The following is a 22167-nucleotide window of genomic DNA, read 5'->3' on the forward strand; positions in this document are numbered from 1 at the left end:
CACACAATATTGTAAAGATGACAATAATGAATTCTTAAAATATTTTTTTCGATTACACGCCATTCCACCCAGACGACAAACAAAAAAAGGTTATCGAAGGGTCGTCGTGACCCATCGATAACCTTTCATATCCAATAAATGAATGGAATCGGAATGGAGCATTGCTCATTTTGATATTATTTCGAGATCTCGTGTTACTTCCCGCTAGTTAACGCAGGCAAACCGTTCCATGCATTCTTCATGATTATTGCGCCTGTTTAGGAAATCCGTTGAGGTATTGTCTTGGAATGGATGTATCCTTCTTGAGAACGGCTGCCGCTTCCAACGCCCAATACGGGTTGCGCAGCATCCCTCTGCCAACGGCAACAAGATCCGCCTCTTCATTGCCGATGACTGCATTCGCCAGAGTCGGCTCATCCAGCCGGCCGACAGCAATCACCGGTACGCCCAGGGCTTCTTTGATTTGTCGAGCCAGCGGAACCTGGTATGCCGCATGGGTACCCGGTCTTCCCTCTGCAGCGATTGGGCCTTCGCCGCCAGCGCTGATATGGAACATATCCACCCCTGCAGCATGATATGCCTTGGAGAACGCAATGCTTTCCTCGATACCGTAGCCGCCATCCACGTATTCCCTTGCAGAGATACGCATGATCAGCGGCATATCGTCAGGCATTTCGCTCTTGGCCGCTTGAATCACCTCGACGCCGAATCTCGTTAAATCCTGGCCATATGCATCGGTTCTTGTATTCGTTAATGGTGAATGGAACTGGTGAATTAAGTATCCGTGAGCTCCATGCAGCTCGATGGCATCAAAGCCGGCTTGCACGGCACGGCGTACGGCCAACCGGAACTTCTCCACCATCTCTTGTACTTCTTCGGTCGTCAGGGCTCTCGGCGTTTTGGAATTATTGTCAAAAGGAATGGCCGACGGCGCGACAGGCGTCTGCGCGTCCTCCGCCTTCCGGCCGGCATGGGCAATTTGGATCGCAGCCTTCGCGCCATGCTGGTGGATTCCGTCAACGATGCGCGCAAGCGGCGCAATTTGTTCATCGGACCATAAACCAAGGTCGTAGTCCGAGATTCGTCCGTCAGGCTCTACGTCCGTCATCTCAACAATGACGAGCCCGGTTCCGCCGACCGCGCGGCTCACATAATGCAGATAATGCCAATCCGTTGCGATACCGTCCTTGTTCGTAACGGAATATTGACACATCGGCGGCATCACGATCCGGTTTTTCAGTTTCAAAGCTTTCAACGTAAAGGGGCTGAATAAATGTTCCATATGGTTTCCTTCACTCTCCTGATGTCATGTAATCCTCTAAATTAAATGCATGCGCATGCATTTAAAATAACAGACGAAGGAGCATTCGTCAATATTTCGATACAATCAGGACTTCATAATCTCCATCATATTCTGGACGCCTTGGCGGAATTTCGGAGAAGAGAATTGCTGCTCCAGCACATTCAGCACGGTAGCTCTTGCCCGTTGAAGTTTGTCTTCACCAATGGAGGTGAGCGACGTATATATCCCCCTGCGGTCATTCTCGCAGATCGCCCGCTGCATTGCACCGCAGCCCTTGGCTTCAAAGCGGCTGACCAGCCTCGAGATCGCGCTTTGACTGAGGCCGACCATCGCTTGCAATTGCTGCAGCCGCAGCTTTTTTTCAGGAGCCTCGAACAAAAATAACAGCACGTAAAACTCGTTCAGCGACAAGTCGTGCTGCTGCTGAAGCGTCTGTTCCAGTTCATTTGTGATCATCGCCTGTGTTTGCGTCAAGGACAGCCAGCTTGTAATGAGATCTTGTTTGTGATTGGTTGACATCGTTCCCACCTGCTCTAGGTTAATGGCCCTCAGATGGCAGGTCTCTCCCACCCGAAAGGCAGCTGTTGTTAACTTATCATATCAAGCTCACATTTCAGCCGTCAAACGGCTTTTCCTGTTGCATCGCATGATATCTCGCAAAAAGGCCCGCTCCTTATCATTTAAGGAACGAGCCTTTCGTGTGTTGATCGGAACGATAAGAAATGATGCGACGCCAAGCACCGTCTAAGCACGTCGTGCATGCAGCAGGCAATATCATACTGCGAGCCGGTCGGGAGAGGCACGCGCTTATAAAAGCTTGCTTATGCCATCACCTGCGGTTTTGGATCCAGCAGGCCCAGCATTTGAAGCCCGTGCCGGATGCCGTCCTCGCCTACATCCTTGGTAACGTGTCGGGCTGCGCGCTTGACGACGTCGGGCGCGTTCCCCATGGCTACGCCATGGCCGACATACGACAGCATTTCCAGATCATTCAGATAATCGCCAAAGGCGATGGTATCGGCTACGTCCATGCCCAGCGCTTGGATAAACTGCCGGATGCCTTCGGCTTTGGAACCGCCGACCGGAAGCACATCGGTGCCGTACGGACCCCAGCGGACCAGATCAAGCCTTCCTCCAAAGCTGGACCGATATGCCTCCTCTTCCTCCTCGGTGCAAAACACAATGGCCTGGAAAATATCCCGTCCAAGATAGTACTCCGGATCATATTCCGGGATCGTCAGCTTCAGCTCGCCCCAGCTGGAATCGATGTGCTCGTGGTGAGTCACGTTCATTTTCATTGCATCGCTTCCTGCATAGATGATCGGATGGTCCATCCGCACCGCCAGCTCGGTCAGCTGCTGCAGCTGCTCGGGAGGCATCGGGTTCCCGTAGATCGGCTTGCCCTGGTGAACGACATATTGCCCGTTCAAGGACACATAGGAATCGATGCCGAGCTGCTCGCGGATTTCATCGAAATGATAGGGAGCGCGACCGGTCGCAATCGCGACTTCATGCCCGTTGTCTTTTAATTGTTCAATGGACTCCAGCGTCGACTCCGGGATCCGCTTGTCGTGATCGAGCAGCGTTCCGTCGATGTCAAAGAAAATTAATTTTTTATTCAATAGCCCTCGCCCCTCTTTTCATAGCTGATGGGTGTATTGTAAATGATGAAAAGCATTTCAGAGCAAGCAACAATTTATACCTCATGATCTTCCAACAACACGAATCCATCATGCTTTTTAACTTATCCTAGGTGACCCAACCTTGGTGAAAGACAATCCGCACAAGGGCTCTCCGCATATAGCCGGAACGGGAAGTCTTCTCTCGGCATCCTATTCAAAAGAAAACCGAGCCTTCAAAAGGACCCGGTTCATTTGCATTGCATTATCCACGATTAGGACTTCAGTGTTCTTTCGGCCGCCTCAACCGTATGCTTCAGCAGCGTGGCAATCGTTACCGGCCCGACGCCTGCCGGAACCGGCGTGATGGCCGACGCGCGCTCCGCACACGCCTCATAATCGACATCTCCGACATTGCCTTTGTTGTAGCCGGCGTCAAGCACTACCGCCCCCGGCTTGATCCACTCGCCTTGAATGAACTTTGGCTTGCCGACCGCAGCAACGACAATATCCCCTTGCGCGACGATGTCGCCTAGATTGTTCGTTTTGGAGTGGCAGATCGTCACCGTAGCGTTGCGGTTTAGCAGCATCATCGAGACCGGCTTGCCGAGAATCGGGCTGCGGCCGATAACCACGGCATGCTTGCCTTCGATCGGAAGCTTGTAATAATCCATGATCGCGATAATCGCTGCCGGGGTGCAGGACGGATAGTCCGCGAAACCGAACGCATTTTGCGAGAAGCCGAGCGTGGTCACGCCGTCCACATCCTTTTCGATCGCGATCGCATCGAATGCCGCTCTTTCATCAATATGATGCGGAACCGGATGCTGGAGCAGAATGCCATGCACTGCCGAGTCCTCATTCAGCTGCCGAATGGCCGCGATGAGCTCCTCGGTGGTCGTCGACGCCTTCAGCTCGATTTTCCGGGATTCGATCCCCAGGCGCTGGCATGCATTCCCCTTCATTCGCACATAGGTTGCCGAAGCCGGATCATCCCCGACGAGGATCGTAGCCAAGCAAGGAGTGACTCCCTTGGCTTTAAGCTGCTCGACCTTGACGGCCAACTTAACCTTTAGATCATCCGATACCGCTTTCCCATCCAAAATCAACGTTTCTGTACTCATGTTCAACCCGCTCCTTCGCCATTGTTAGTCAATAAAAACATAAAGAGGCAAGGCGACATGATCGTCTCCTTACCTCTTGCCCAGGCGTACGGCATATGAAACTATGCGCTCCCTCTTGGTACCCCAAGCTACGCCAGTAACGCATAGTCTACGTACTACTACTATACCATGAGCTTGCGGGAATACGCCATAGCTTCGGTGGAAAGAGTTATTCGTAATTCTTTTGATTAAATTGGAAAGTTGTCTTTCGTCCAAGCATAGAATGTCCTCGTAGATGATTTTTTTCGTCAGGAGGCCTTCATGAAAATTCCGGCTTTTTTCAAATGGCTGCCGTTCTTCCTGCCGCTGCTCTTTCTGTTCCCGGCTCTCATGACGATGCCCCGGAGCGGGCTCGCCCTGCTTGGCAGCACCGAAGTGCAGCAGCTTAAAACTGTATTCATCGGCATTTTCCTTGAGGCCCTGCCGTTCGTGCTGCTCGGGGTGCTGATTTCTTCGCTGCTGCAAATCTTTGTCAAGGAAGAATGGGTTCGCCGCCTAACGCCGAAGCATCCAGTTCCCGGCGTCCTGTTCGCATCCCTGCTCGGGATGATCCTTCCCGTCTGCGAGTGCGGCATGATCCCTGTTGTGCGCCGGCTCATGTTAAAAGGCATGCCGGCTTATGTCGGGATCACCTTTCTTCTCAGCGGCCCGATTCTGAATCCGGTGGTGCTTGCCGCAACGATGATGGCATTCCGTTCGCATCCCGAGATCACGATCGGACGAATGGGACTGGCCTTCATGATTGCCGTTACGATCGGCTTGCTCGTATTTGCTTTCGTGAAGAATAACCCGCTAAAGCGCTCCTTCCATGATTTCACCGCCGAGGTCGAAGCCGCCGGAAGCCGGCCATCCCACGCACACAGCAAAACTTGGCGCAGCCTTTTTGTTCATGCTGGTGACGAAATGGTGGATATGGGCAAATATTTAGTGCTCGGTGCGTTTGTCACGGCCTGCATTCAAGCATTTATTCCGCGGGAGGAGCTGCTCTCTCTTGCGAGCGGTCCGATGTCCTCCTATCTGTTCATGATGGGTCTGGCGTTTGTCCTTTCGCTCTGCTCAACGTCGGATGCATTCGTCGCTTCGGCTTTTACGCATACCTTTACCGTGGGCCCTCTCGTGTCCTTTCTCGTGCTTGGCCCGATGCTCGATTTCAAAACGCTGCTCATGCTATCCGCCGCATTTAAGACGAGATTCGTCATTGCGCTAAGTGTCGTCATCGTCACGCTCGTGTTTGTCGGTTCCCTGATCGCGAACATACTGCTTGGCGGATAATCCGTGAACAAGAAGGAGGTGAGCTCTTTCCATGAACCATTCATCGGCAGGTGCGCGGTTTCATTATGTTGTTCGTGCGCTGCTGCTGGCTGCTCTTGCTATTTATGTCATGCACTTAAATGAATCGAATCTCCTTGAATACTACCTGGCTCCGCAGATGCAGACGCTTCTGCTGCTCTGTCCGGTACCGCTTTTGTTCATTGCCTTCGGCATGGTATATCATGCCGTAATGGGCGACGCCGGCGACGTATGCGATTGCGAGCACCCTCATCCCCGAGGCGTTGTCCGAAATTTAACGGTCTACGGATTGTTCGCCTTACCCCTGCTCTTCGGATTGCTGGTGCCCGATCAGCCTCTCGCGAGCAGCATGGCAGCCAAGAAGGGCATGGTGTACACCTATCCGAATCCGGATGTGCGGACCGGTTCTGAGAATGTACCCGGAGATTCCGATGCCGCTGGCAGCGCCCGCGCACCGAACCCAACCGGAAATGAAAGCAGCCCGGTCGATCCGTTCGCACCGAGGGATAAGTATAGCGTGGAGTTTGCGGAGCTGGCCAAGCGGCTGTACGCCATGCCCTCCGTCACGGTAAGGCCCGAAATATTTTCCGAGACCGTCGGCGCGATCGAGATGTATAAGCCTGTCTTTGCCGGCAAGCCCATCTCGGTCCAAGGCTTTGTGTTCAGGGATGACAGCATGGATAAGAACATGTTTGCCGTCAGCCGGTTCTTGCTGATGTGCTGCACGGCCGATGCCGTTCCGTTCGGCATTCTCGTGAGCGGAGAGCAAGCATCCCGTTTCGAGAATGATACCTGGGTATCGATTGAAGGCACGGTCCAGACCGTGAAAATCGAAGGCGAGGAGCGCCTGCTGATTCAAGCCGAATCGATCGAGGCGATTGAAGAGCCGGCTTCGCCGTATATTTTTACCAATCCTGACTCTGTAGCTGCGTTTGATGAGCTGTATCCGGCAGCTCAACCCTAACCGGAGGTGAAGAAGATGAACAAGACACCTGTCATCATCATCAGCGGCTTTCTTGGCAGCGGCAAAACAACCCTGCTCCTCAGACTGCTCGCCTACGCAAAGACTCAGCGGTGGAACACGGCCGTTATCATGAATGAAATGGGCGAAATGGACGTAGACGGAGCGGTTATTTCCGGTGACATGCCCGACGTTCCGGTGGAGAAGCTGCTCGATGGCTGCATCTGCTGCACGAAGCGCGGCGAGCTCGAACTGGCGATGGATGTGCAGCTCAAGCGGCGTCCCGATCTCATCCTGATCGAAACAACCGGCGTAGCGAACCCGCAGCTAATTCTTGAAGATTTGGCCGAACCATCATTGGCTGAACGCATATCTATAGCGCGCAAGGTGGCCGTCGTCGATGCCGGCAAAATGCTCGAATACAACAGCTTCTTCGCGTCGGATCGCAGTCTGGTGCGTACGCTCCGGGGGCAGATCGCTTTCGCCGATACCATTCTGCTGAACAAGGCAGGCGATTGCGATGCCAAGATGCTGAGAAAAGTGACGGCGGCGGTTCGGAACATCAACGGCACCGCCAAGCTACGTCTGACAGACTATGCCCACATTAACGAAGCCGAAGTTTTCGGAGTCATCTCGCTCCCCCCTCGAAACCAAGGCGGGATGGCGTCCGGCAGCGCCGCCGGAACAAGCTTCTCCCCTGTCCATATGGAAACCGCTGAGCCTGGAACTACTGCGGCTCCAAACAGTACGCATGCAGTTCCGCCCGGCTTGGCGGAAAATGCGGCTGGATTAGCGCCGGAGCCATCGGCTCCACAGGATCGGCTCCAAGGAAGACACTGGCATCAACATGAAGACGGCAGCATCAGACACCCTATCCATACTCATCGGGATCCCAACGAGCCGACCTCGTACGCCGGCCTGGATTCGTTAACCTTGTCCTTTCCGGACTCGTTTTTGTCGCCGGACTCGTTAACCGCCGGAAAACAGGAGCTAGAGGCCTTCTTCCAGGGCGTAACGGGTCTCCTTCGGGCCAAAGGCTATGTCCGCCTGGATTCAGGCTCTATGCTGGTGCAGTGGGCGGCGGGCAGGCTGGAGCACAAATCCAGCTCCCTGCCGCTGCAGCGGGGGTATCTCACGCTAATCGGAAGCGGGCTCGACAAGTCCCGCATCATCGAGGAATGGGACAGAAGGATGCGGAGCATCACCCGGTAAAGCATGCTCTAGAGTCACTTGAACAAAACACGGGTACTGGGTGATTCCCCCAGTACCCGTGTTTAATATGCAGTTATGCCGGAACATGAAACGCCATATACCCTGCTTCACAATCTCAATCCATATTCATATTTCAAGCACTTGTTTATCGTAATAACGACTAGTTTAGTTGTGAAGATTTAGCTCCCTTTTATCTATTAATAATCGTCGGTAAAAAATGTTTTGAACGATGCTCTCCCCTCCTCCGATGCGGTTTCTATGCTATCGTTGAAGACAGAAATGCATCAAGTCGACACGCGAGGGCACAAACAACCTTTTCTTTGGCGGACCAAAATGACCAAAAATTAGAATTGATTTATCGAATGCGAATCCAATGCATCAATAAGGAGGTTTTACGAATGTCTGATATACAAAATCCTGGCGTCATCATAGTGACAGGGGCCATGGCTTCCGGCAAATCCACCATCGCCCAGCTATTGGCGGAAAAATTTGATCGTGCCGTTCATTTACGGGGAGATACCTTTCGAAGGATGATTGTCAAAGGAAGGGAAGAACTGCTACCTGTCGCCTCAGAGGAAGCGTTAGCCCAGCTTGAGCTGCGGTATCGTCTTTCCGCTTCCGCCGCGGCCGCCTATGTCGCTGCCGGGTTCCAGGTCGTGCTTCAGGATATCATCATCGGGGCTCACTTGCAGACTATGGGCAACCACTTAAAGGGCGTCCCGGTATATATCGTCGTTTTGACGCCTAACCCCGAAGTCCTCCTTCAGAGGGAAGCGCAGCGGAATAAGAAAGGATACGGCATTTGGGAAGCCGAAGAGCTGGACCGGCGGCTGCGTGAGGAAACGCCAAAAATCGGTTTATGGCTCGATACGTCGGATTTGACCATTGAACAGACGGTAGATGCCATCTGGGAGCGGGTTTGGAGCGAGGGAAAGCTTGAACGGCTATAAGCTGTATGCGCGTGTGAAACTCCGAGCGAATCGCGTTGAATCAGTTCCTCGGCAGTTCTTCGTCCCAACGAATATGACGCATTCCATTGATCTATCATCCTTTGGTATATACGTATTGGTTGATGTACGCTCGATTCTGGCTAAAGACCGGGAAAGAATGGACAAGCGGTACTCACTTTACTTTTATTTCCTACTAACCGTTAACCATTTATGGTACTTTACTCATAGACCATAATGACTATAATCTTGGAGGCCGTATGAAAAAACTACTAAAAGCAAAAGTGCTTATCATTTTTTTGTTTACCTCATTCTTTTCCATATTCTTATCACCTGAATCAAACGCAACGTCAAACGTTGTACCTGGCAATGCTTATTTATCAGAAGAAAAGGCCATTTTCTTAGACGGCGAAATTCTTATAACGCGTGAAAAAGCCTATTCCATCGATAAAATAAAAAATCCGGGTACGTATGTTCCTGTGAAATTATTATCCAAACTTAAAAACATTTCAATCGACTACTCTAAACCAATCACAGTAAAGTCAAATAAGGGTACATACAAAATTAATGAAAGTAATTCCGTTTTATTAGACGGGACCACTTATATAAAATTAGACTACTTTTATAAGATATCAGGTCTGTCCGGTAAGGAGTTTTACGAATCTCATACTATTTTTCTGTGGAGCAACAAAGAAGGTAAAGCCAAATCAGAGAAATTAATGTCCCAGATCAAAAGGGTATCCGATGACTATCTTAAGACCTATATGGGGAAAAAGGTATACATCTATGAAGGAGAAAAGGTTGGGCGGGTCATTGAGATGGCAGTAATCAGCAAACAAACAACGAGTTTTAAAATATTGCTGAATAATGGAGTAGTCGTTGAAGAGCTGGTAAGTGGTTCTACACCTGATACATTCTGTACCTATTTTTATTATGAAAATGTTAACGGCTTTTATTCCGGCAAGTATTACTGGGCAAATAAAAACCTATTACCTTCATCCAATCCTCTTTTAAATATTGAAAAGGTCTACTTTAAATCTGTGAAGATGAAGGGAAATAAGCTCATTGTAACTGCAAAGAGATCAAACGGCGCTAATGTTACTTTTAAGCTTCCCTTTTATGATGACCCCAGCACGGTAATACAACAAGGTTTCTACACCGTTAATCCCAAGAGCGTATTCCCTAAGTGGGACTCTGCTACCTGGAATCGGATCGTTCAGCAAAAGATAGCTATAGGCATGAATCAGGAACAGGTGCTGCTATCCTGGGGGGCCCCCGATGATCATAGTTCGTACACGGGCAGCTATTTAACTATGGATCAATGGATTTATGGCGACACTTACTTGCACTTCTATAATGGTATACTTGATTCTTGGTCGGATTATTAAACTCGATCTCTAGGGCAGCAACGGACTGCCCTTTTTTTCGTCCATTCTTAAAAAACTTCTGACGTTCCGGCTGGCCCTAGCGAACAAATCATTCATTCTACCTTGTACAAAGTTACCTCGTAATCATGAAAAACATCCTCAATGATTCCATATACAACACTCCAATCCCCATTTGCCAGGCCGCAGCCAATGTTGAACGGTAAAGCTACGCTAAGACCGTCTTTTTGTGCTTCCGTCTTAAGTGCGGCTAGGGACTCCTTCAAAGCTTCATAATACGTGTACCTCACTTTTTGTCTTCCATAATTGAGCTGACCAAACAGATTGGCAACGGATTTGTTATCGGTTTTGACGATCAGGCACTTGCCTAATACATCATGTGGATCGTGGTTTTGGCAAAATTCTTTATAAGCAGGAAATAAGCTCGGATACTTGTTTCGCAGCAGCTTAGCGATTCCGGACCCCATAACCCCTTGACAATTTACTTGGTGCCCAATGATATCCTCAGCAGCTTCAAGCAAGCTCCCTTCAACCATTTTAATCATCCCGACTCCTCCATGCTTCATGCATTCATTCATGCTTGTATTCCCCAAGCATTAGTACCTTATTGTATCCCTCTTCCGGAAGTTGGTAAAGGGCCCCAAGACTAGGGTCGCTGGTAAAAAACAATTAAGCCTATTTATTCACTACAACCTGCTCCAGGGCTATGGTTTAATATAGATGTCCGGCCGGACGGAATTCACCGGAAAGGAGGCTGAACGAATTGATTCAGAATACGGAGGTGGCATTCGCGTAAAGCGGATGCTGCACGAACAAGGGGAGCCTCTAGGGCTCCCCTTTTGTATGATTGACACCCTGGTTTGCTTATGGTGCCTATTCGTAAATTACCGCCTTGATCTCCTCGCTGTCGATGTTGTTCTTGTCGTACCAGTAGAAGCCTGTGTCAATCTGCGGCTCCAGCTTCTCGCCTTTGATGGCAGCCAAGGCGGCTTTCACGGTTTCATAGCCGATGCCAACCGGATTTTGCGTAATGGCTCCAGCCATCGTACCATTCTTGATCGCATCGATCTGGGCTTTGCCCGAATCAAAGCCGATCACGACAATCTGGCCTTCCTTCTTCATTTCGGTCACGGCGTTAATGACGCCGACGGCCGAGCCTTCATTCGCACCGAATATGCCTTTCAGATCCGGATGCGCCTGCATCATCGCCTTGGCCAGGTCCGTCGATTTCAGATGGTCCCCGCCGCCGTACTGGATATCGACGATCTGGATATTCGGATACTTCTCCTCAATCTGCTTCTTGAAGCCGTCGCGGCGGCTGACGCCCGTGACACTCGTCTGATCATGAACAACCATGGCGATTTTGCCTTCGCCACCGATCAGCTCCGCCATTTTATCGGCTGCCAGTGCCGATGCTGCCATATTATCGGTCGACGCCGTCGTCACCGGAATATCGCTTTCCACCCCGGAGTCAAATGCGATGACCGGAATGTTGTTCTCCTGGGCTTTCTTCAGCAGCGGGATCGAAGCCTGGCTGTCCAGCGCGGCGAATCCGATCGCGCTTGGCTTTTTGTCCAGCGCAGCCTGCAGCATCTCAATCTGCTTATCCACTTGGGATTCCGTCTCCGGCCCTTCGAAGGTAATGCGCACGCCAAGCTCTTGGCCGGCTTGCTCAGCCCCTGACTTTACGGCTTGCCAGAACTGGTGCTGGAACCCTTTGGAAATGATCGGAATGTAGATTTCTCCTTCTGCGGCTGAACCTCCGCTGCCCGAGCCCCCTTCGCTTGGACTGTCACCGCCGGATGCTCCATTGCCTGCATTGCCGCAGGCGGACAGCAGACTCGCTGCGAGCATGAGCACGAGCGCAAATACCGATAGCTTTTTTCCCATCTTCAATCTCCCCTTGTTCTTTGAATGAAATGTCCATCTATAGAACTTCCTGAAGGAAGGTCTACAAACATGTGATTCGCTGCAATCCGCCCGTCGGATGAGGGCGCTGATCCCTCCGCATGAGTTTCCTCCCGAACGAAGCTTCCTACGCTTTCCTTCTGCGGAGCATATCCGCATACACGGCCAAAATAATGACGAATCCGACGACGACCGTCTGCCACTCCTGCGGTACGGACAAGATGCGCAATCCGTTCGTCAGCACGCTCATGATCAGCGCGCCGATAACCGTACCCATGATCGTGCCCTTTCCTCCGCTGAGCGAGGTGCCTCCAAGCACGACGGCCGCGATCGCCTCCAGCTCATATCCGGCGCCTAGGGCCGGGTTCGCCGAATTCAGCCGGGAAGCCATCATAACGCCGGCAAGTCCAGTGAACGCACCCGTCAGGGTGTATATGACAATTTTCCAGTAACCGACGTTGACCCCCGACAACCGCGTTGCTTCCTCGTTGCTGCCGAGCGCGACATTGTACCGGCCGATAATGGTTTTTGACAAAATCAGAAAGCCGAGAATCGCGGCAATGAAGAATATAAGCACCGCATTCGGAATATCGAAGCCCGGAATCAGCGAGCCCAGCACGCTTCCCTGGGAAATGTTCGCAAAGCTTTCCGCTTCGGTAAAATAAATTGGCTTCGCGCCCGAGATGATCAATGCCAGCCCTTTCGCGATCATCATCATGGCCAAGGTGGCGATGAACGGCGGTATCTTCATCTTAGCAACCGCCGTTCCCGACAGCAGCCCGCACAGCGCGCCCGTCAGGATGCCGCCGAGAATGCCGACCGGGACGGGCAGCCCCCAGAACGTAATGAATACGCCGGTCATGACCGCACTTAAGGTCATGACCGTGCCAACAGACAGGTCGATGCCTCCCGTTATGATCACGAAGGTCGAGCCAAGAGCCAGTACGCCGATGACCGCCGTGGACAACAGAATGCCGATCAGATTGGAGAATTGAAAAAAGTTGCCTGACGAAATCGAAAAAGTGACAAGAAGCACAACCAAGCTTGCAAGAGCGAGCACCTGCTGCAGTGCGCCTGATTTCAGCTGTAGATTCATGGCTTGTATCTTTCCTTTCGTATGGTTAGATTCCGTAAATCGCTCACATCGCTGCCGTTGCCAATTGCATGATGTTCTCCTGCGTTGCTTCCTCATGCCCAAGCTCGCCGGTTATTCTGCCTTCGCACATCACGATGATCCGGTGGCTCATCCGAAGAATCTCCGGCAGCTCCGACGAGATCATGATGATCGATTTGCCTTGAGCAGCCAGCTCGTTCAGCAATTTGTAGATCTCGCTCTTCGCGCCTACGTCAATGCCGCGCGTCGGCTCGTCGAAGATGAGAATATCGCAGTCACGGGTCAGCCACTTTCCGATGACGACCTTCTGTTGATTCCCGCCGGAGAGAAACTTGACTTCCTGGTCAACATGCGGCGTTTTCACCCTTAGTCGATCTACGATCCGCTCCGCTTCTTGCCGGATTCGGCCGGTGTCCATCCATCCCGCCGGCTTCAGAAAGCGCCGGTAGGAAGCGATCGCAACGTTGCTCTTCACGTCCAGATCAACGATACAGCCGAAGCGCTTCCGGTCCTCGGATAAATAACCGATGCCGTGGCGCACCGCATCATGGGGTCCCTTCATTCGCACGGGCTGTCCGTGAACGCGGATCTCTCCCGCATCCGGCCGGTCTGCCCCGAAGATCACCCGGGCTAATTCCGTGCGCCCAGCGCCGACCAGCCCGGCAACGCCCAGAATTTCTCCTTTTTTCAAGGTGAAGCTGACGTCGCTCAGGACCCTTCCGCGGCTTACCCCCTGGACCTCAAGCACGGTCTCCCGATCACGTGAGACGCCCTCGGGCTTGGACGTATCGTAAATCTGGCGCCCGACCATCATGGAGATGATGTCCTGCGTGGAGACTTCCGCGGTCGGGACGGTGGCGATGTATTGACCGTCGCGCATCACGGTGATGCGATCCGTAATCCGTTTGATTTCATCCATCCGGTGCGAGATGTAAACGATTCCAACTCCTTCGGCGCGAAGCTGCCGGATGATGCGGAACAAATCCTCGATCTCCGCTTCGCTCAATGCTGCCGTCGGCTCATCCATCACCAGCACATCGGCGTTGTAAGACAACGCCTTCGCGATTTCGACCATCTGCTGCCTCGCAACCGTTAAATCCGCCACCAGCGCGGAAGGGTCCATAACGAGTCCCATGCGCTCGAACAGCGCCTCCACTTGGCGGTTGAGCGCCTTTTCGTCGAGGAACAGCCCGAGTTTCCGCCGCGGCTCCCGTCCGATGTAAATATTTTGAGCGACGGTCAGATCGGGCGCGAGGTTCAATTCTTGGTGAATCATGCTGATCCCCGCATCCTGAGCCGCTTTCGGGTGGTTGATTTCGACGGTCCTGCCTTTGTACGTGATGCTGCCCTCATCCTTCTGGTATACGCCCGTCAATATCTTCATCATCGTGGACTTGCCGGCCCCGTTTTCGCCCATAAGCGCATGAACCTCGCCTTTCCTCAGCTCGAAGCGGCATCCGTTCAGCGCCATCACGCCGGGAAATTTCTTGGTGATTCCTTCCATATGCACAAGTATTTCGCTCACAGTCATTCACCTCTCTAGCAGTGGAGCCTTTTACGATCATTCTACCTGTGGAGTGCAGCCCGCCGGAATGGAATATTCTCTTCGCGATGTTGAAAAATCTATGATTTTTCTCTCATTGAAAAACCCACTCGATAAAGGAAAAAGCTACTCCTCCACAAAGGGAAAGAGCAGCTTCTGATTTTCTTCGGTATACATATTGCTTTTGTGAATGACGACCGAGTCGGTATACACCTTGTCTGGAACCTTATCGCCTTCCAGTACGGAAAGGGCGGTTTTTACACCCAAATAGCCGATGTTAAACGGCTTTTGCACGATAATCGATTGAATGACCCCCTCCTCGAGCAGCTTGACCTCCTTGATTGAGCTGTCGAAGCCGACCAGCTTGACTTGTCCCGTGAGACCCAGCTCGCGAATGGCTCTTCCGGCGCCGACGGTGGACGGTTCGTTCAAGCCAACGATCCCATCCAGGTCCGGACGCTCCTGCAGCAGCTTCATCGTGATCTCGTAAGCGCGCTCTTCCATGCCTTCGCTGAAATAGGTGCCGACAATCTCCGTCCCGGCTCTCCCTTCAAGGATGCTGCGAACGCCCTGCTCCCTCTCAATTTGAGTCGAGGCGCCTTGTACAAAGCTTACAATCGCGACTTGCGCATTCCCAGGAAGCAGAGCGGCAAGTTCTTTGCCGGCTTTCTGCCCGGCACCGAAATTATCGGTTGCAATCAGGGTTTCCGCGTAGCTTCCCTGCACGGCCGAGTCGATCATGACTAAGGGAATCCCCGCCTGGTGAATTTTCTCTGCCACCGGAACAAGGCGATGATAGTCGCCTGCAGCCATGACGATAGCGTCCGGTTTCTCCGGTATCGCCGCCTCGATCAGCTCGATCTGCCGGTCGACGTCGACCTCCTTCGGCGGACCAATGACGGATACCTCCACATTGAACTCCCGCGAAGCCGTATGAACGCCGTCAATCAAGACGCGCCAAAATTCGATTTCGTCCATCGCTTTAACGGCTACGGTTATTTTAGGGGGGGCCTGACGTCCCCCGCCGATCAGCTGATACAAGGCAACTCCGAAGACCAAAGCCGCGACGGCGGCCAGCAGAACATATCGCAAACGAATCGTTGATCTCACGACAGCTTCTCCCCCCTTCCTGCAAGCTCCTCGACTCGGATGGCCGGAATGGTGACAGTAACGGTCGTTCCGGCACCTGGCTCGCTTTCATAGGACAAGCCGTATTCGGGACCAAAATACAGCTGGATCCGCTGATGCACATTCGCGATGCCTACGCTCGTCTTGGATCGCTCCTTCCCCGGAGCGGTCAACAGCTTGGAAAGCTTGTCCGGGGCCATCCCGATCCCGTCATCCGCCACCCGCAGCATAATGCGGTCGCCTTGCAGCTCGCCGCTGATGACGATGCTGCCGGGTCCCTGCTTGTTCTTGATGCCGTGGTAAATCGCGTTCTCCACGAGGGGCTGAAGGAGCACCTTCAGCGTCACGTACGGGTAAAGGCTCGGATCAACACTCTGCGTGAACCGGATTTTATCCTGATACCGCATCTGCTGGATGTTTAAATAACTCGTAATATGCTCGATCTCCGTAGCAATCGGGATCATTTCCCTGCCCTTGCTGAGCGACGCCCGGAACAGTCTGGCTAGCGCCGACGTCATTAGAATCACCTCGTCATGCTTTTTGCTCTCCGCCATCCAAATGATGGAATCCAGCGTGTTATACAGAAAATGCGGGTTAATCTGCGCTTGCAGCGCATTCAGCTCGCTTTTTCGTTTGACCTCCTGCTCGACGACGATCTGGTTCATGAGCTCCTTGATCTTGAGCACCATGACATTAAAGCTGCGGGCCAAGCTGGAAATTTCCTTGGAATGGCCGACCGGAACCCGGATATCGAAATTCCCCTTCTCAACCTCCGCCATCGTTTCCTGCAGGCGTTTGATCGGGCGCGTCAAGTTACGGGAAAGAAGGAATGATAACAGCACCCCGACGCCGAGGCAGAGCATCCCCGCAATGGCAAATGAGCGCTGCATCTGCCTTTTGTTGTCAACAAGCTCATTCTCGTAGAACACGCCGACGATTTTCCACCCGAAATCCGTGTCTTTGATGCTGTAAATCCGACTGCCTCCGTCTTCCTTCACTACAAATCCGCCCCGGGTATCTTGCAGCACTTGCTCCAACCGTTCAGTCTTCAAATTGCTGTAGAGCAGCTGCTGCTGCGGATGGTAGACGATACGGCCTTCCTTGTCGATTACAAATACGTACCCCCGGTTGCCAAGGTCCAGCTTGCTGAGCATGTCGTTGATGACTTTGAAGTTCAAGTCGATCAAAAGAATGCCGATCCCCTTGTCCGGATCCGATCCGCTCAGCTCCCGGCTAAGCGAGACGACCCATCGGTACTCGTCCTTAACGACAGGCTGCACATGCGAGGAGGAGATGACCGCCTGTCCTTTATGCTCTTGCGCCTGCCGGTACCAGTCCTGTTCCTGCAGCGAGATGTTCGGATTCAGCTCCGTATCCATGCGGTCCGAGATGAAGGTCCCGTTGTATCCGAAGATATGGATGGAGGCGATATCCTTACGGGAGACGAGGATGGAGTGGAAGTAGCCGGAGATCTTCCTCTTCAGCTTGGCCAGCTCTTCCGGCTCAAGCCCGCCGCCGGAAACGAGATATTCACGTACATTCGGATTGTTCATGGCCGCCAAAGACATGTCCTTCATGCCGGTGATATAGGTCTCAATATTCGCATTCACTTGGTTAATCAGCTCGGAGGTGTAATTTTCCGCTGTCTCCCGGACCGCCGATTCCGACAACGGGTAGGAGATAAAAATCAGCAGCAGCGCCGTGAACAGAACGAGCATGACGAAGGAGCCGGCGATGCGGGACTGAATGCTTTTGATGCGGGTGGACGGTCTCATCGCCGCTCTCCCCCAGCCGTGATCCGGTTTCGATATTCCGTCGGTGTATCGCCCGTATGCTTCTTGAACAGGACGCTAAAATACTGCGGATCCTGGTACCCCGTGCTCGCAGCAATCTCGTACGTCTTCATTCCCGAATGCTTGAGCAGCTCCTTCGCCTTATCCATCCGGATATCGGTCACGTATTCCACGAAGGTCCGGCCGGTATGCGCCTTAAAGAGCGCGCTGAAATAGCTGGTACTCATGAAAATGCGGCTGCTGACCGTCTTTACGGACAGATCCGGATCGCTATAGTGGGAATGTATGTAATCCACAGCCTCCATCATTTGACTGCGGGTTAGATCCTTACGGGTCTGCGCCACGCCTCGCAGCGCCTCCCCGCATACGCCTTTCAGCCACACCTCGATCTGCTCCAGCGATCGGAAGGAATACAAGTCGGACAGCAGCCTCTTCTCCATCCCGAACAGATCATGATCGTTGCTTCCCATCTCCATCAAGGTCTGCAGCACGGCCAGCATCACGCGCAGAATCCGCACATGGCATAATTCAATCGGCATTGAAGCGCTTCCAATTTCCTGGATCAGCCGCTGGATGCAATGGTCGACCTCGGAAGCGGTCCCCGCACGGATCGCCGACACAAGCGCCGCCTCAGCTTCGAAGCCGTCTTGAAGAGGCTTCCCCCCGCGCACCTCCAGGTCCGTAATGTTCACGACCTGATCAGGCCCCATCAGCAGCCGGTACTCCAGGGCGGCTTCGGAAGCGCGGCAGGAATGCCGGATCTCGGCTACATCGCTGCGTACGGTCCCAATACCGACCGTTACCGTAAACTTCATATATTCCTTCACGGAATTACGAATGTCTTCGGCCAGCTTATATGCCTGTGCATGCAGCTCTTCCGCATTTGATCCTGACAGCACTGCCATGACCTTATGTTCTTTGAAACGAAAAACCGCCGATTCTTGCGCGCTCCCTGCAATCTCTTGAACAATGTTGTAAAGGGCAAAGGCATACAGCTCCACATCAGCCGTCTCCCCATACAGCGACGGCTCGTCTATCTCAGCTGTCATGGCGATATATAACGGCCCGTTTAGCGGAATATTGAAGTACGCCAGCTTGGCCGTGATATCCGCTCTTCGCATCGGCGATGAAGCCAGGCGTTCCAGAAAGCGCTCCGAGAGCAGCGCCATGCTGTTCTTCAGCTCCTGCTTCATCCTTAGAAGATGCTCGTTGCGGCCGCTCTCCTCGTCCATTTCCAGTTTGATTTTGTCCAGCAGCTCGCGCAGTTCTGCGGATGTAATCGGTTTCAAAATAAAGTCTGTTACCTGCAGCTTCACCGCCTGCTGCGCGTAATCGAAATCATCAAAGCCGGTCAAAATAATAATCCGCGTCTTCGGATACTTCTCCACGATATGACGGGACAGCTCCAGCCCGTCCATGTATGGCATGCAGATGTCCGTCAGCACCACGTCCGGCCGTTCTTGGGCCATTACCTCCAGCGCTTCGCGTCCGTTCTCGCAGGCTCCGATGCATTCATATCCATGTTTGGCCCATTGAATCCGCTCTCTAATGCCTTCCCTTACGATCGGTTCATCATCCACGATCAGGATTTTGTACACGCAGCATCTCCCCCATCCGAAGCAATTCACATTTTTGTTGATTTTGTCGCGTTATGAGGTGAATATACAGGAAAAGCCCTTCGGCAGGCAACTGCCAAAGGGCTCCATGATCTGTTATCTACTTGCGGGTATTCATCCATGTGATGAAATTGTTGACCACGAGATCGAGGAAACGGATCGTCGGTTCATGAATCAGCTTACCGGATTCATCCATCTTCTCATGGACGGCGCCGATATAAACCTCATTGTTCGGCAGCAGCGGAGATGTGATGCCCACGGAAAAAAGGATATCCCGCAGATGCTCTTGTGCGCGAACCGTTCCCAGCTGACCCATCGATGCGCCCATGATCCATGACGGCTTTCCGTTCATAACCTTATCGACGCGCGATAACCAATCCAGCGCGTTCTTGAGCACGCCCGGTATGGAATAATTATACTCCGGCGTGATCCATAATACCGCGTCCGCGGCAGCAATCTGCTCTTTAAACTCCTTGACGGCCTTAGGCGGGTCCAGCTCAATGTCTTCATCGTAAAAAGGAAGCGGGCGAATATCCGCAATTTCAAATGTGATCTGATCCGCATACCGCTTTTTCAAATATTCCGCCAGCTTCCGGTTGTACGACTCTTTTCTAATGCTTCCTACAACGATTGCAACTTTCATGATTCCCTCCAGTTCCGTGCTTTTTTAGCACATAAATGTTCCATTGACGATACCCTGCTTGATATGATTACCATATCTTCCGACGTTTAAAATAACTTTTATCCTACTTCATTAACGACAGCAGCCTACACACACCGCGTTCCATATCTGATCTTCTCTCCGGCGGCACATATTGGAGCAGGGACAATGCAGCATAAGGCACTTTGATGGCATGTGGATCTTCATATTGTCTGTTCCAATAGCTTGCTTCCGTAATCGAGGCTTCCTCGGCGATGTTTACCCCCTGGTTCGATAGCGCTTCAGGCCTTAGGCGGTTAAGCTTCATTTGCAGCCGATGATTGCCTTGACCGAGCTTTGCCAGCTCGGCGTATCCGAGCCGTTCCAGTTCAATCAGCGCATGGGCATGGGTAACGCCATGCTCCAGTTCACCGGCAAAAAAGTAAAACTCGCCTTCAACATGTTGATCCGGCAGGACGAGTTCCAGCTCGGAAAGGGCACGAACTGCCAGATCCGATGCATCCCGGTAAGGCGGGATGTCCGAGAGCAAATTTTCCGATCGATTCAGCTGCGTATAATCATCGATTCCGTAATAGCGTGCAAGTTTATGTTCTCCGCCTGCATCTTCCATCAGCTTTAGGATGCCTCGAACGATGGACGGAGTCAGCAAGTCCGGACGGTCCCGCAGCGCCTTTAGCGCGAGTACGCCTAAGGTTACCCCATGTCCGGAGGTGCTCAGATTTGTCAGGTTAGGCAGCAAGCCTTCAATCAATCGTTCCATCAGCTCTGGCTGCGCAGTTTCGGGAGGATAGGGCTTAAACCAATCTTCATGCCGACTGCGCAAGTGGCGGCAATTGGCAGCCAGCCCCTGCAATACCTCCTGCGGAAGGTCATGCTCTTTTTGCATATAATAAGCTGCCAAATAAGCTCCGCCGACATGCCCTTCAAACCATCCGACCTCGCCGCCCCGGCTCAAAGCCGTCAGACCTTCCTCAAGAAATTCGTCGCCAATGACCGAATTCACCTCCTCCCCTTCGGCTGCGTGCGGCAAATTCAGCCTGACCGCAATATCCTTGGGGAAGCTAGTGACCTTCAATCGGATGCTGTACCCGTACATTCTGAAATGAAGACCTGCTTCGGTATCCGATATAATCATCCGGCGATCCAAGGATGACCGAACCCGATCCAGAAAGCGTTCGTCTGTCACGCCATATGTTATTTCCAGTGAAGGCGCCAGCGCATACATCGCGATTGGGATCCATTTGCGCATGGTTGATACAACAACGGCGTGGGCCGTTCCGCCAATAACAAAAGCAAATTGATCAGACTCCTTGGCAATCGTTAACCCGAGCGTCTGTTTCATCCATAATCTTGCAGCTACCGGGTCTTCCACGGGCAGCCCTACCTCCCGCAAATACAGGACACCGTAAGTGCCATACGGAACGAGCACATCTTCCTTCAAATACGGATGGGCAAGAAATTCGAGCAAATTCCCGTCTCCATCCCTGAAGTACACGTTCACACTGGAATCGATTGAAGCAACAATTTTTCCGTCCGGCCCTTTTAATAAGGGCATCTGCTCCCCAAGCTTCTGAACAATGAATTCAAACTGGGAATAAGCCACCTCAAACGCCATGTGGACAGGGGTTATCGGTTCACCAGCTTCCTCAAATTTCAGCGTAAAATCAGGCGTTGGCTGAAACTCGATCTCGTTCTCGCTTTCCCTTGCGACAGGGAAATGAAGCAGATCATGGTAGAATTGCTTCACCCCCTGGATCGAAACCGTCTTTAATTTCAAACAGGCGAAATGGGTAATCATAAGGCTTCGACCTCCTCTTTGCTGCTGATCTTCTTGACCAGCTCCATGAAGATAGCGAGGGCTTCCTTGGCTCGATAATCCAGGACGATCGTTCCTTCTGCCGCTTCCGATTCGTAAAGATTGCGCTGAGACCCCCCGATGGAAATCCACTCCGGACTGTTAATTCCGTGCAGATTGCGTACCGTAGCCTGCATCTGCTGCAACGAACTCACACCGACCGCGCCGCCCGCCGAGCTTACGGATAGAACCGGCTTACCCGAGAAATGCATCTGCCCCATATGATCCAAGGCGTTCTTCAGCACTCCGCTCATCCCTCCGTGATACTCCGGTGTAGTCAAAATAATGCCGTCGGCCTCCATTAACAGACGCTGCAGCTCACGAACGCCCTCATGACGGTTAAATATCTCGTCTGGGGAATAGAAGGGAAGCGGAGTTTCATACAAGTTAAACAGCTCCGTTTCCACGGACCCCAGGTTCATTTGTGCTTGAAGGGCTTTCGCCAAAATGGTGCTTGTTGCTTCCTTGCGGTTGCTGCCCGCGATGATCACGATCTTCATTTGTACTGCCTCCCCTGCTCGTATTTGAAAGCTTGTTATGTACATTGTAGAGGAGGCAAGCGATCGAAATCGTCAGCATATGGAGTGATTTTACAAGCAAAAGCTCTCATGCCTTCGGCTGAGAGCTTCTACAACTTTAGTCTTAGAAAAGTTGGCGTTCATCAGATCC

At 52.3% G+C, this 22167-nt stretch carries 19 protein-coding genes and 1 riboswitch; of the genes, 5 read left to right on the forward strand and 14 right to left on the reverse strand.

The features are described from left to right. Window positions 1-244: 244 nt before the first annotated feature. The 4 genes from J2Z18_RS23420 to J2Z18_RS23435 form a co-directional block, all read right to left on the reverse strand. Window positions 245-1282: an NADH:flavin oxidoreductase/NADH oxidase gene (locus J2Z18_RS23420; protein ID WP_007128425.1), complete on the reverse strand. Its 1038-nt coding sequence runs from the start codon at window positions 1280-1282 to the stop codon at window positions 245-247. Window positions 1283-1387: 105 nt separating this feature from the next. Then, window positions 1388-1822, reverse strand: coding sequence for a MarR family winged helix-turn-helix transcriptional regulator (locus J2Z18_RS23425; RefSeq protein WP_007128426.1), 435 nt, complete (start codon window positions 1820-1822; stop codon window positions 1388-1390). A gap of 302 nt (window positions 1823-2124) precedes the next feature. Then, the gene (locus tag J2Z18_RS23430) at window positions 2125-2925 is read right to left on the reverse strand and encodes a Cof-type HAD-IIB family hydrolase (protein ID WP_007128427.1); all 801 of its coding nucleotides are present in this window, start codon (window positions 2923-2925) and stop codon (window positions 2125-2127) included. Between the two features lie 272 nt (window positions 2926-3197). Continuing rightward, entirely contained in the window at window positions 3198-4046 is an 849-nt protein-coding gene (locus J2Z18_RS23435; protein WP_007128428.1) for a bifunctional 5,10-methylenetetrahydrofolate dehydrogenase/5,10-methenyltetrahydrofolate cyclohydrolase, read from the reverse strand. Between the two features lie 71 nt (window positions 4047-4117). Beyond that, a riboswitch (ZMP/ZTP riboswitch) is annotated at window positions 4118-4197 on the reverse strand. A 149-nt stretch (window positions 4198-4346) separates the two neighbouring features. On the opposite strand from J2Z18_RS23435, the gene J2Z18_RS23440 reads away from it, so the two are divergent. From J2Z18_RS23440 to J2Z18_RS23460, 5 genes are all read left to right on the forward strand, one after another. Next, the gene (locus J2Z18_RS23440; RefSeq protein ID WP_007128429.1) at window positions 4347-5357 is read left to right on the forward strand and encodes a permease; all 1011 of its coding nucleotides are present in this window, start codon (window positions 4347-4349) and stop codon (window positions 5355-5357) included. 31 nt (window positions 5358-5388) lie between these two features. Beyond that, entirely contained in the window at window positions 5389-6339 is a 951-nt protein-coding gene (locus J2Z18_RS23445) for a TIGR03943 family putative permease subunit (RefSeq protein WP_007128430.1), read from the forward strand. Between the two features lie 15 nt (window positions 6340-6354). Further along, complete coding sequence (locus tag J2Z18_RS23450) at window positions 6355-7548, forward strand: CobW family GTP-binding protein (protein WP_007128431.1); 1194 nt, start codon at window positions 6355-6357, stop codon at window positions 7546-7548. A gap of 398 nt (window positions 7549-7946) precedes the next feature. Beyond that, window positions 7947-8498 (forward strand): P-loop nucleotide/nucleoside kinase family protein, encoded by a 552-nt coding sequence (locus J2Z18_RS23455; protein ID WP_007128432.1) that lies wholly within the window; start codon window positions 7947-7949, stop codon window positions 8496-8498. A 257-nt stretch (window positions 8499-8755) separates the two neighbouring features. Next, window positions 8756-9883, forward strand: coding sequence for a hypothetical protein (locus J2Z18_RS23460; RefSeq protein ID WP_007128433.1), 1128 nt, complete (start codon window positions 8756-8758; stop codon window positions 9881-9883). Between the two features lie 92 nt (window positions 9884-9975). Here the strand turns inward: J2Z18_RS23460 and J2Z18_RS23465 are convergent, their stop codons facing one another. The 10 genes from J2Z18_RS23465 to J2Z18_RS23510 form a co-directional block, all read right to left on the reverse strand. After that, window positions 9976-10425 carry a macro domain-containing protein gene (locus tag J2Z18_RS23465; protein WP_007128434.1) on the reverse strand — a complete coding sequence of 150 codons (450 nt, stop codon included), beginning with the start codon at window positions 10423-10425 and terminating at the stop codon, window positions 9976-9978. Window positions 10426-10753: 328 nt separating this feature from the next. Next, the gene (locus J2Z18_RS23470; RefSeq protein ID WP_007128435.1) at window positions 10754-11770 is read right to left on the reverse strand and encodes an ABC transporter substrate-binding protein; all 1017 of its coding nucleotides are present in this window, start codon (window positions 11768-11770) and stop codon (window positions 10754-10756) included. A 145-nt stretch (window positions 11771-11915) separates the two neighbouring features. Then, on the reverse strand, window positions 11916-12884 hold the full coding sequence (locus J2Z18_RS23475; protein ID WP_007128436.1) for an ABC transporter permease: 969 nt from the start codon (window positions 12882-12884) through the stop codon (window positions 11916-11918). Window positions 12885-12927: 43 nt separating this feature from the next. Further along, the gene (locus tag J2Z18_RS23480) at window positions 12928-14427 is read right to left on the reverse strand and encodes a sugar ABC transporter ATP-binding protein (RefSeq protein WP_007128437.1); all 1500 of its coding nucleotides are present in this window, start codon (window positions 14425-14427) and stop codon (window positions 12928-12930) included. Between the two features lie 144 nt (window positions 14428-14571). Continuing rightward, the gene (locus tag J2Z18_RS23485; protein ID WP_007128438.1) at window positions 14572-15555 is read right to left on the reverse strand and encodes a substrate-binding domain-containing protein; all 984 of its coding nucleotides are present in this window, start codon (window positions 15553-15555) and stop codon (window positions 14572-14574) included. Next, window positions 15552-17348, reverse strand: coding sequence for a cache domain-containing sensor histidine kinase (locus tag J2Z18_RS23490; protein WP_007128439.1), 1797 nt, complete (start codon window positions 17346-17348; stop codon window positions 15552-15554). The genes J2Z18_RS23485 and J2Z18_RS23490 overlap by 4 nt, the downstream gene beginning before the upstream one ends. After that, window positions 17345-18964 (reverse strand): response regulator transcription factor, encoded by a 1620-nt coding sequence (locus tag J2Z18_RS23495; RefSeq protein WP_007128440.1) that lies wholly within the window; start codon window positions 18962-18964, stop codon window positions 17345-17347. Before J2Z18_RS23495 ends, J2Z18_RS23490 begins: the two co-directional genes overlap by 4 nt. 118 nt (window positions 18965-19082) lie before the next feature. Continuing rightward, a complete protein-coding gene (locus J2Z18_RS23500) occupies window positions 19083-19625 on the reverse strand; it encodes an NADPH-dependent FMN reductase (RefSeq protein WP_007128441.1) in 543 nt (180 codons plus the stop codon). Window positions 19626-19728: 103 nt separating this feature from the next. Continuing rightward, complete coding sequence (locus tag J2Z18_RS23505; RefSeq protein WP_007128442.1) at window positions 19729-21441, reverse strand: VOC family protein; 1713 nt, start codon at window positions 21439-21441, stop codon at window positions 19729-19731. Next, window positions 21438-21998 carry an NADPH-dependent FMN reductase gene (locus tag J2Z18_RS23510; protein ID WP_007128443.1) on the reverse strand — a complete coding sequence of 187 codons (561 nt, stop codon included), beginning with the start codon at window positions 21996-21998 and terminating at the stop codon, window positions 21438-21440. The genes J2Z18_RS23505 and J2Z18_RS23510 overlap by 4 nt, the downstream gene beginning before the upstream one ends. Between the last annotated feature and the right edge of the window lie 169 nt (window positions 21999-22167).

Origin of the sequence: Paenibacillus lactis, assembly GCF_017873605.1 — a bacterium.
Classification (GTDB): Bacteria; Bacillota; Bacilli; order Paenibacillales; family Paenibacillaceae; genus Paenibacillus_AQ; species Paenibacillus_AQ lactis.

Excerpts from the sequence above, each read along its gene's own strand:
- J2Z18_RS23420 (WP_007128425.1), bottom strand. The coding sequence starts at position 1,282 with ATGGAACATTTATTCAGCCCCTTTACGTTGAAAGCTTTGAAACTGAAA.
- J2Z18_RS23425 (WP_007128426.1), bottom strand. The coding sequence starts at position 1,822 with ATGTCAACCAATCACAAACAAGATCTCATTACAAGCTGGCTGTCCTTG.
- J2Z18_RS23435 (WP_007128428.1), bottom strand. The coding sequence starts at position 4,046 with ATGAGTACAGAAACGTTGATTTTGGATGGGAAAGCGGTATCGGATGAT.
- J2Z18_RS23440 (WP_007128429.1), top strand. The coding sequence starts at position 4,347 with ATGAAAATTCCGGCTTTTTTCAAATGGCTGCCGTTCTTCCTGCCGCTG.
- J2Z18_RS23445 (WP_007128430.1), top strand. The coding sequence starts at position 5,389 with ATGAACCATTCATCGGCAGGTGCGCGGTTTCATTATGTTGTTCGTGCG.
- J2Z18_RS23450 (WP_007128431.1), top strand. The coding sequence starts at position 6,355 with ATGAACAAGACACCTGTCATCATCATCAGCGGCTTTCTTGGCAGCGGC.
- J2Z18_RS23455 (WP_007128432.1), top strand. The coding sequence starts at position 7,947 with ATGTCTGATATACAAAATCCTGGCGTCATCATAGTGACAGGGGCCATG.
- J2Z18_RS23460 (WP_007128433.1), top strand. The coding sequence starts at position 8,756 with ATGAAAAAACTACTAAAAGCAAAAGTGCTTATCATTTTTTTGTTTACC.
- J2Z18_RS23465 (WP_007128434.1), bottom strand. The coding sequence starts at position 10,425 with ATGATTAAAATGGTTGAAGGGAGCTTGCTTGAAGCTGCTGAGGATATC.
- J2Z18_RS23470 (WP_007128435.1), bottom strand. The coding sequence starts at position 11,770 with ATGGGAAAAAAGCTATCGGTATTTGCGCTCGTGCTCATGCTCGCAGCG.
- J2Z18_RS23475 (WP_007128436.1), bottom strand. The coding sequence starts at position 12,884 with ATGAATCTACAGCTGAAATCAGGCGCACTGCAGCAGGTGCTCGCTCTT.
- J2Z18_RS23490 (WP_007128439.1), bottom strand. The coding sequence starts at position 17,348 with ATGAGACCGTCCACCCGCATCAAAAGCATTCAGTCCCGCATCGCCGGC.
- J2Z18_RS23500 (WP_007128441.1), bottom strand. The coding sequence starts at position 19,625 with ATGAAAGTTGCAATCGTTGTAGGAAGCATTAGAAAAGAGTCGTACAAC.
- J2Z18_RS23505 (WP_007128442.1), bottom strand. The coding sequence starts at position 21,441 with ATGATTACCCATTTCGCCTGTTTGAAATTAAAGACGGTTTCGATCCAG.
- J2Z18_RS23510 (WP_007128443.1), bottom strand. The coding sequence starts at position 21,998 with ATGAAGATCGTGATCATCGCGGGCAGCAACCGCAAGGAAGCAACAAGC.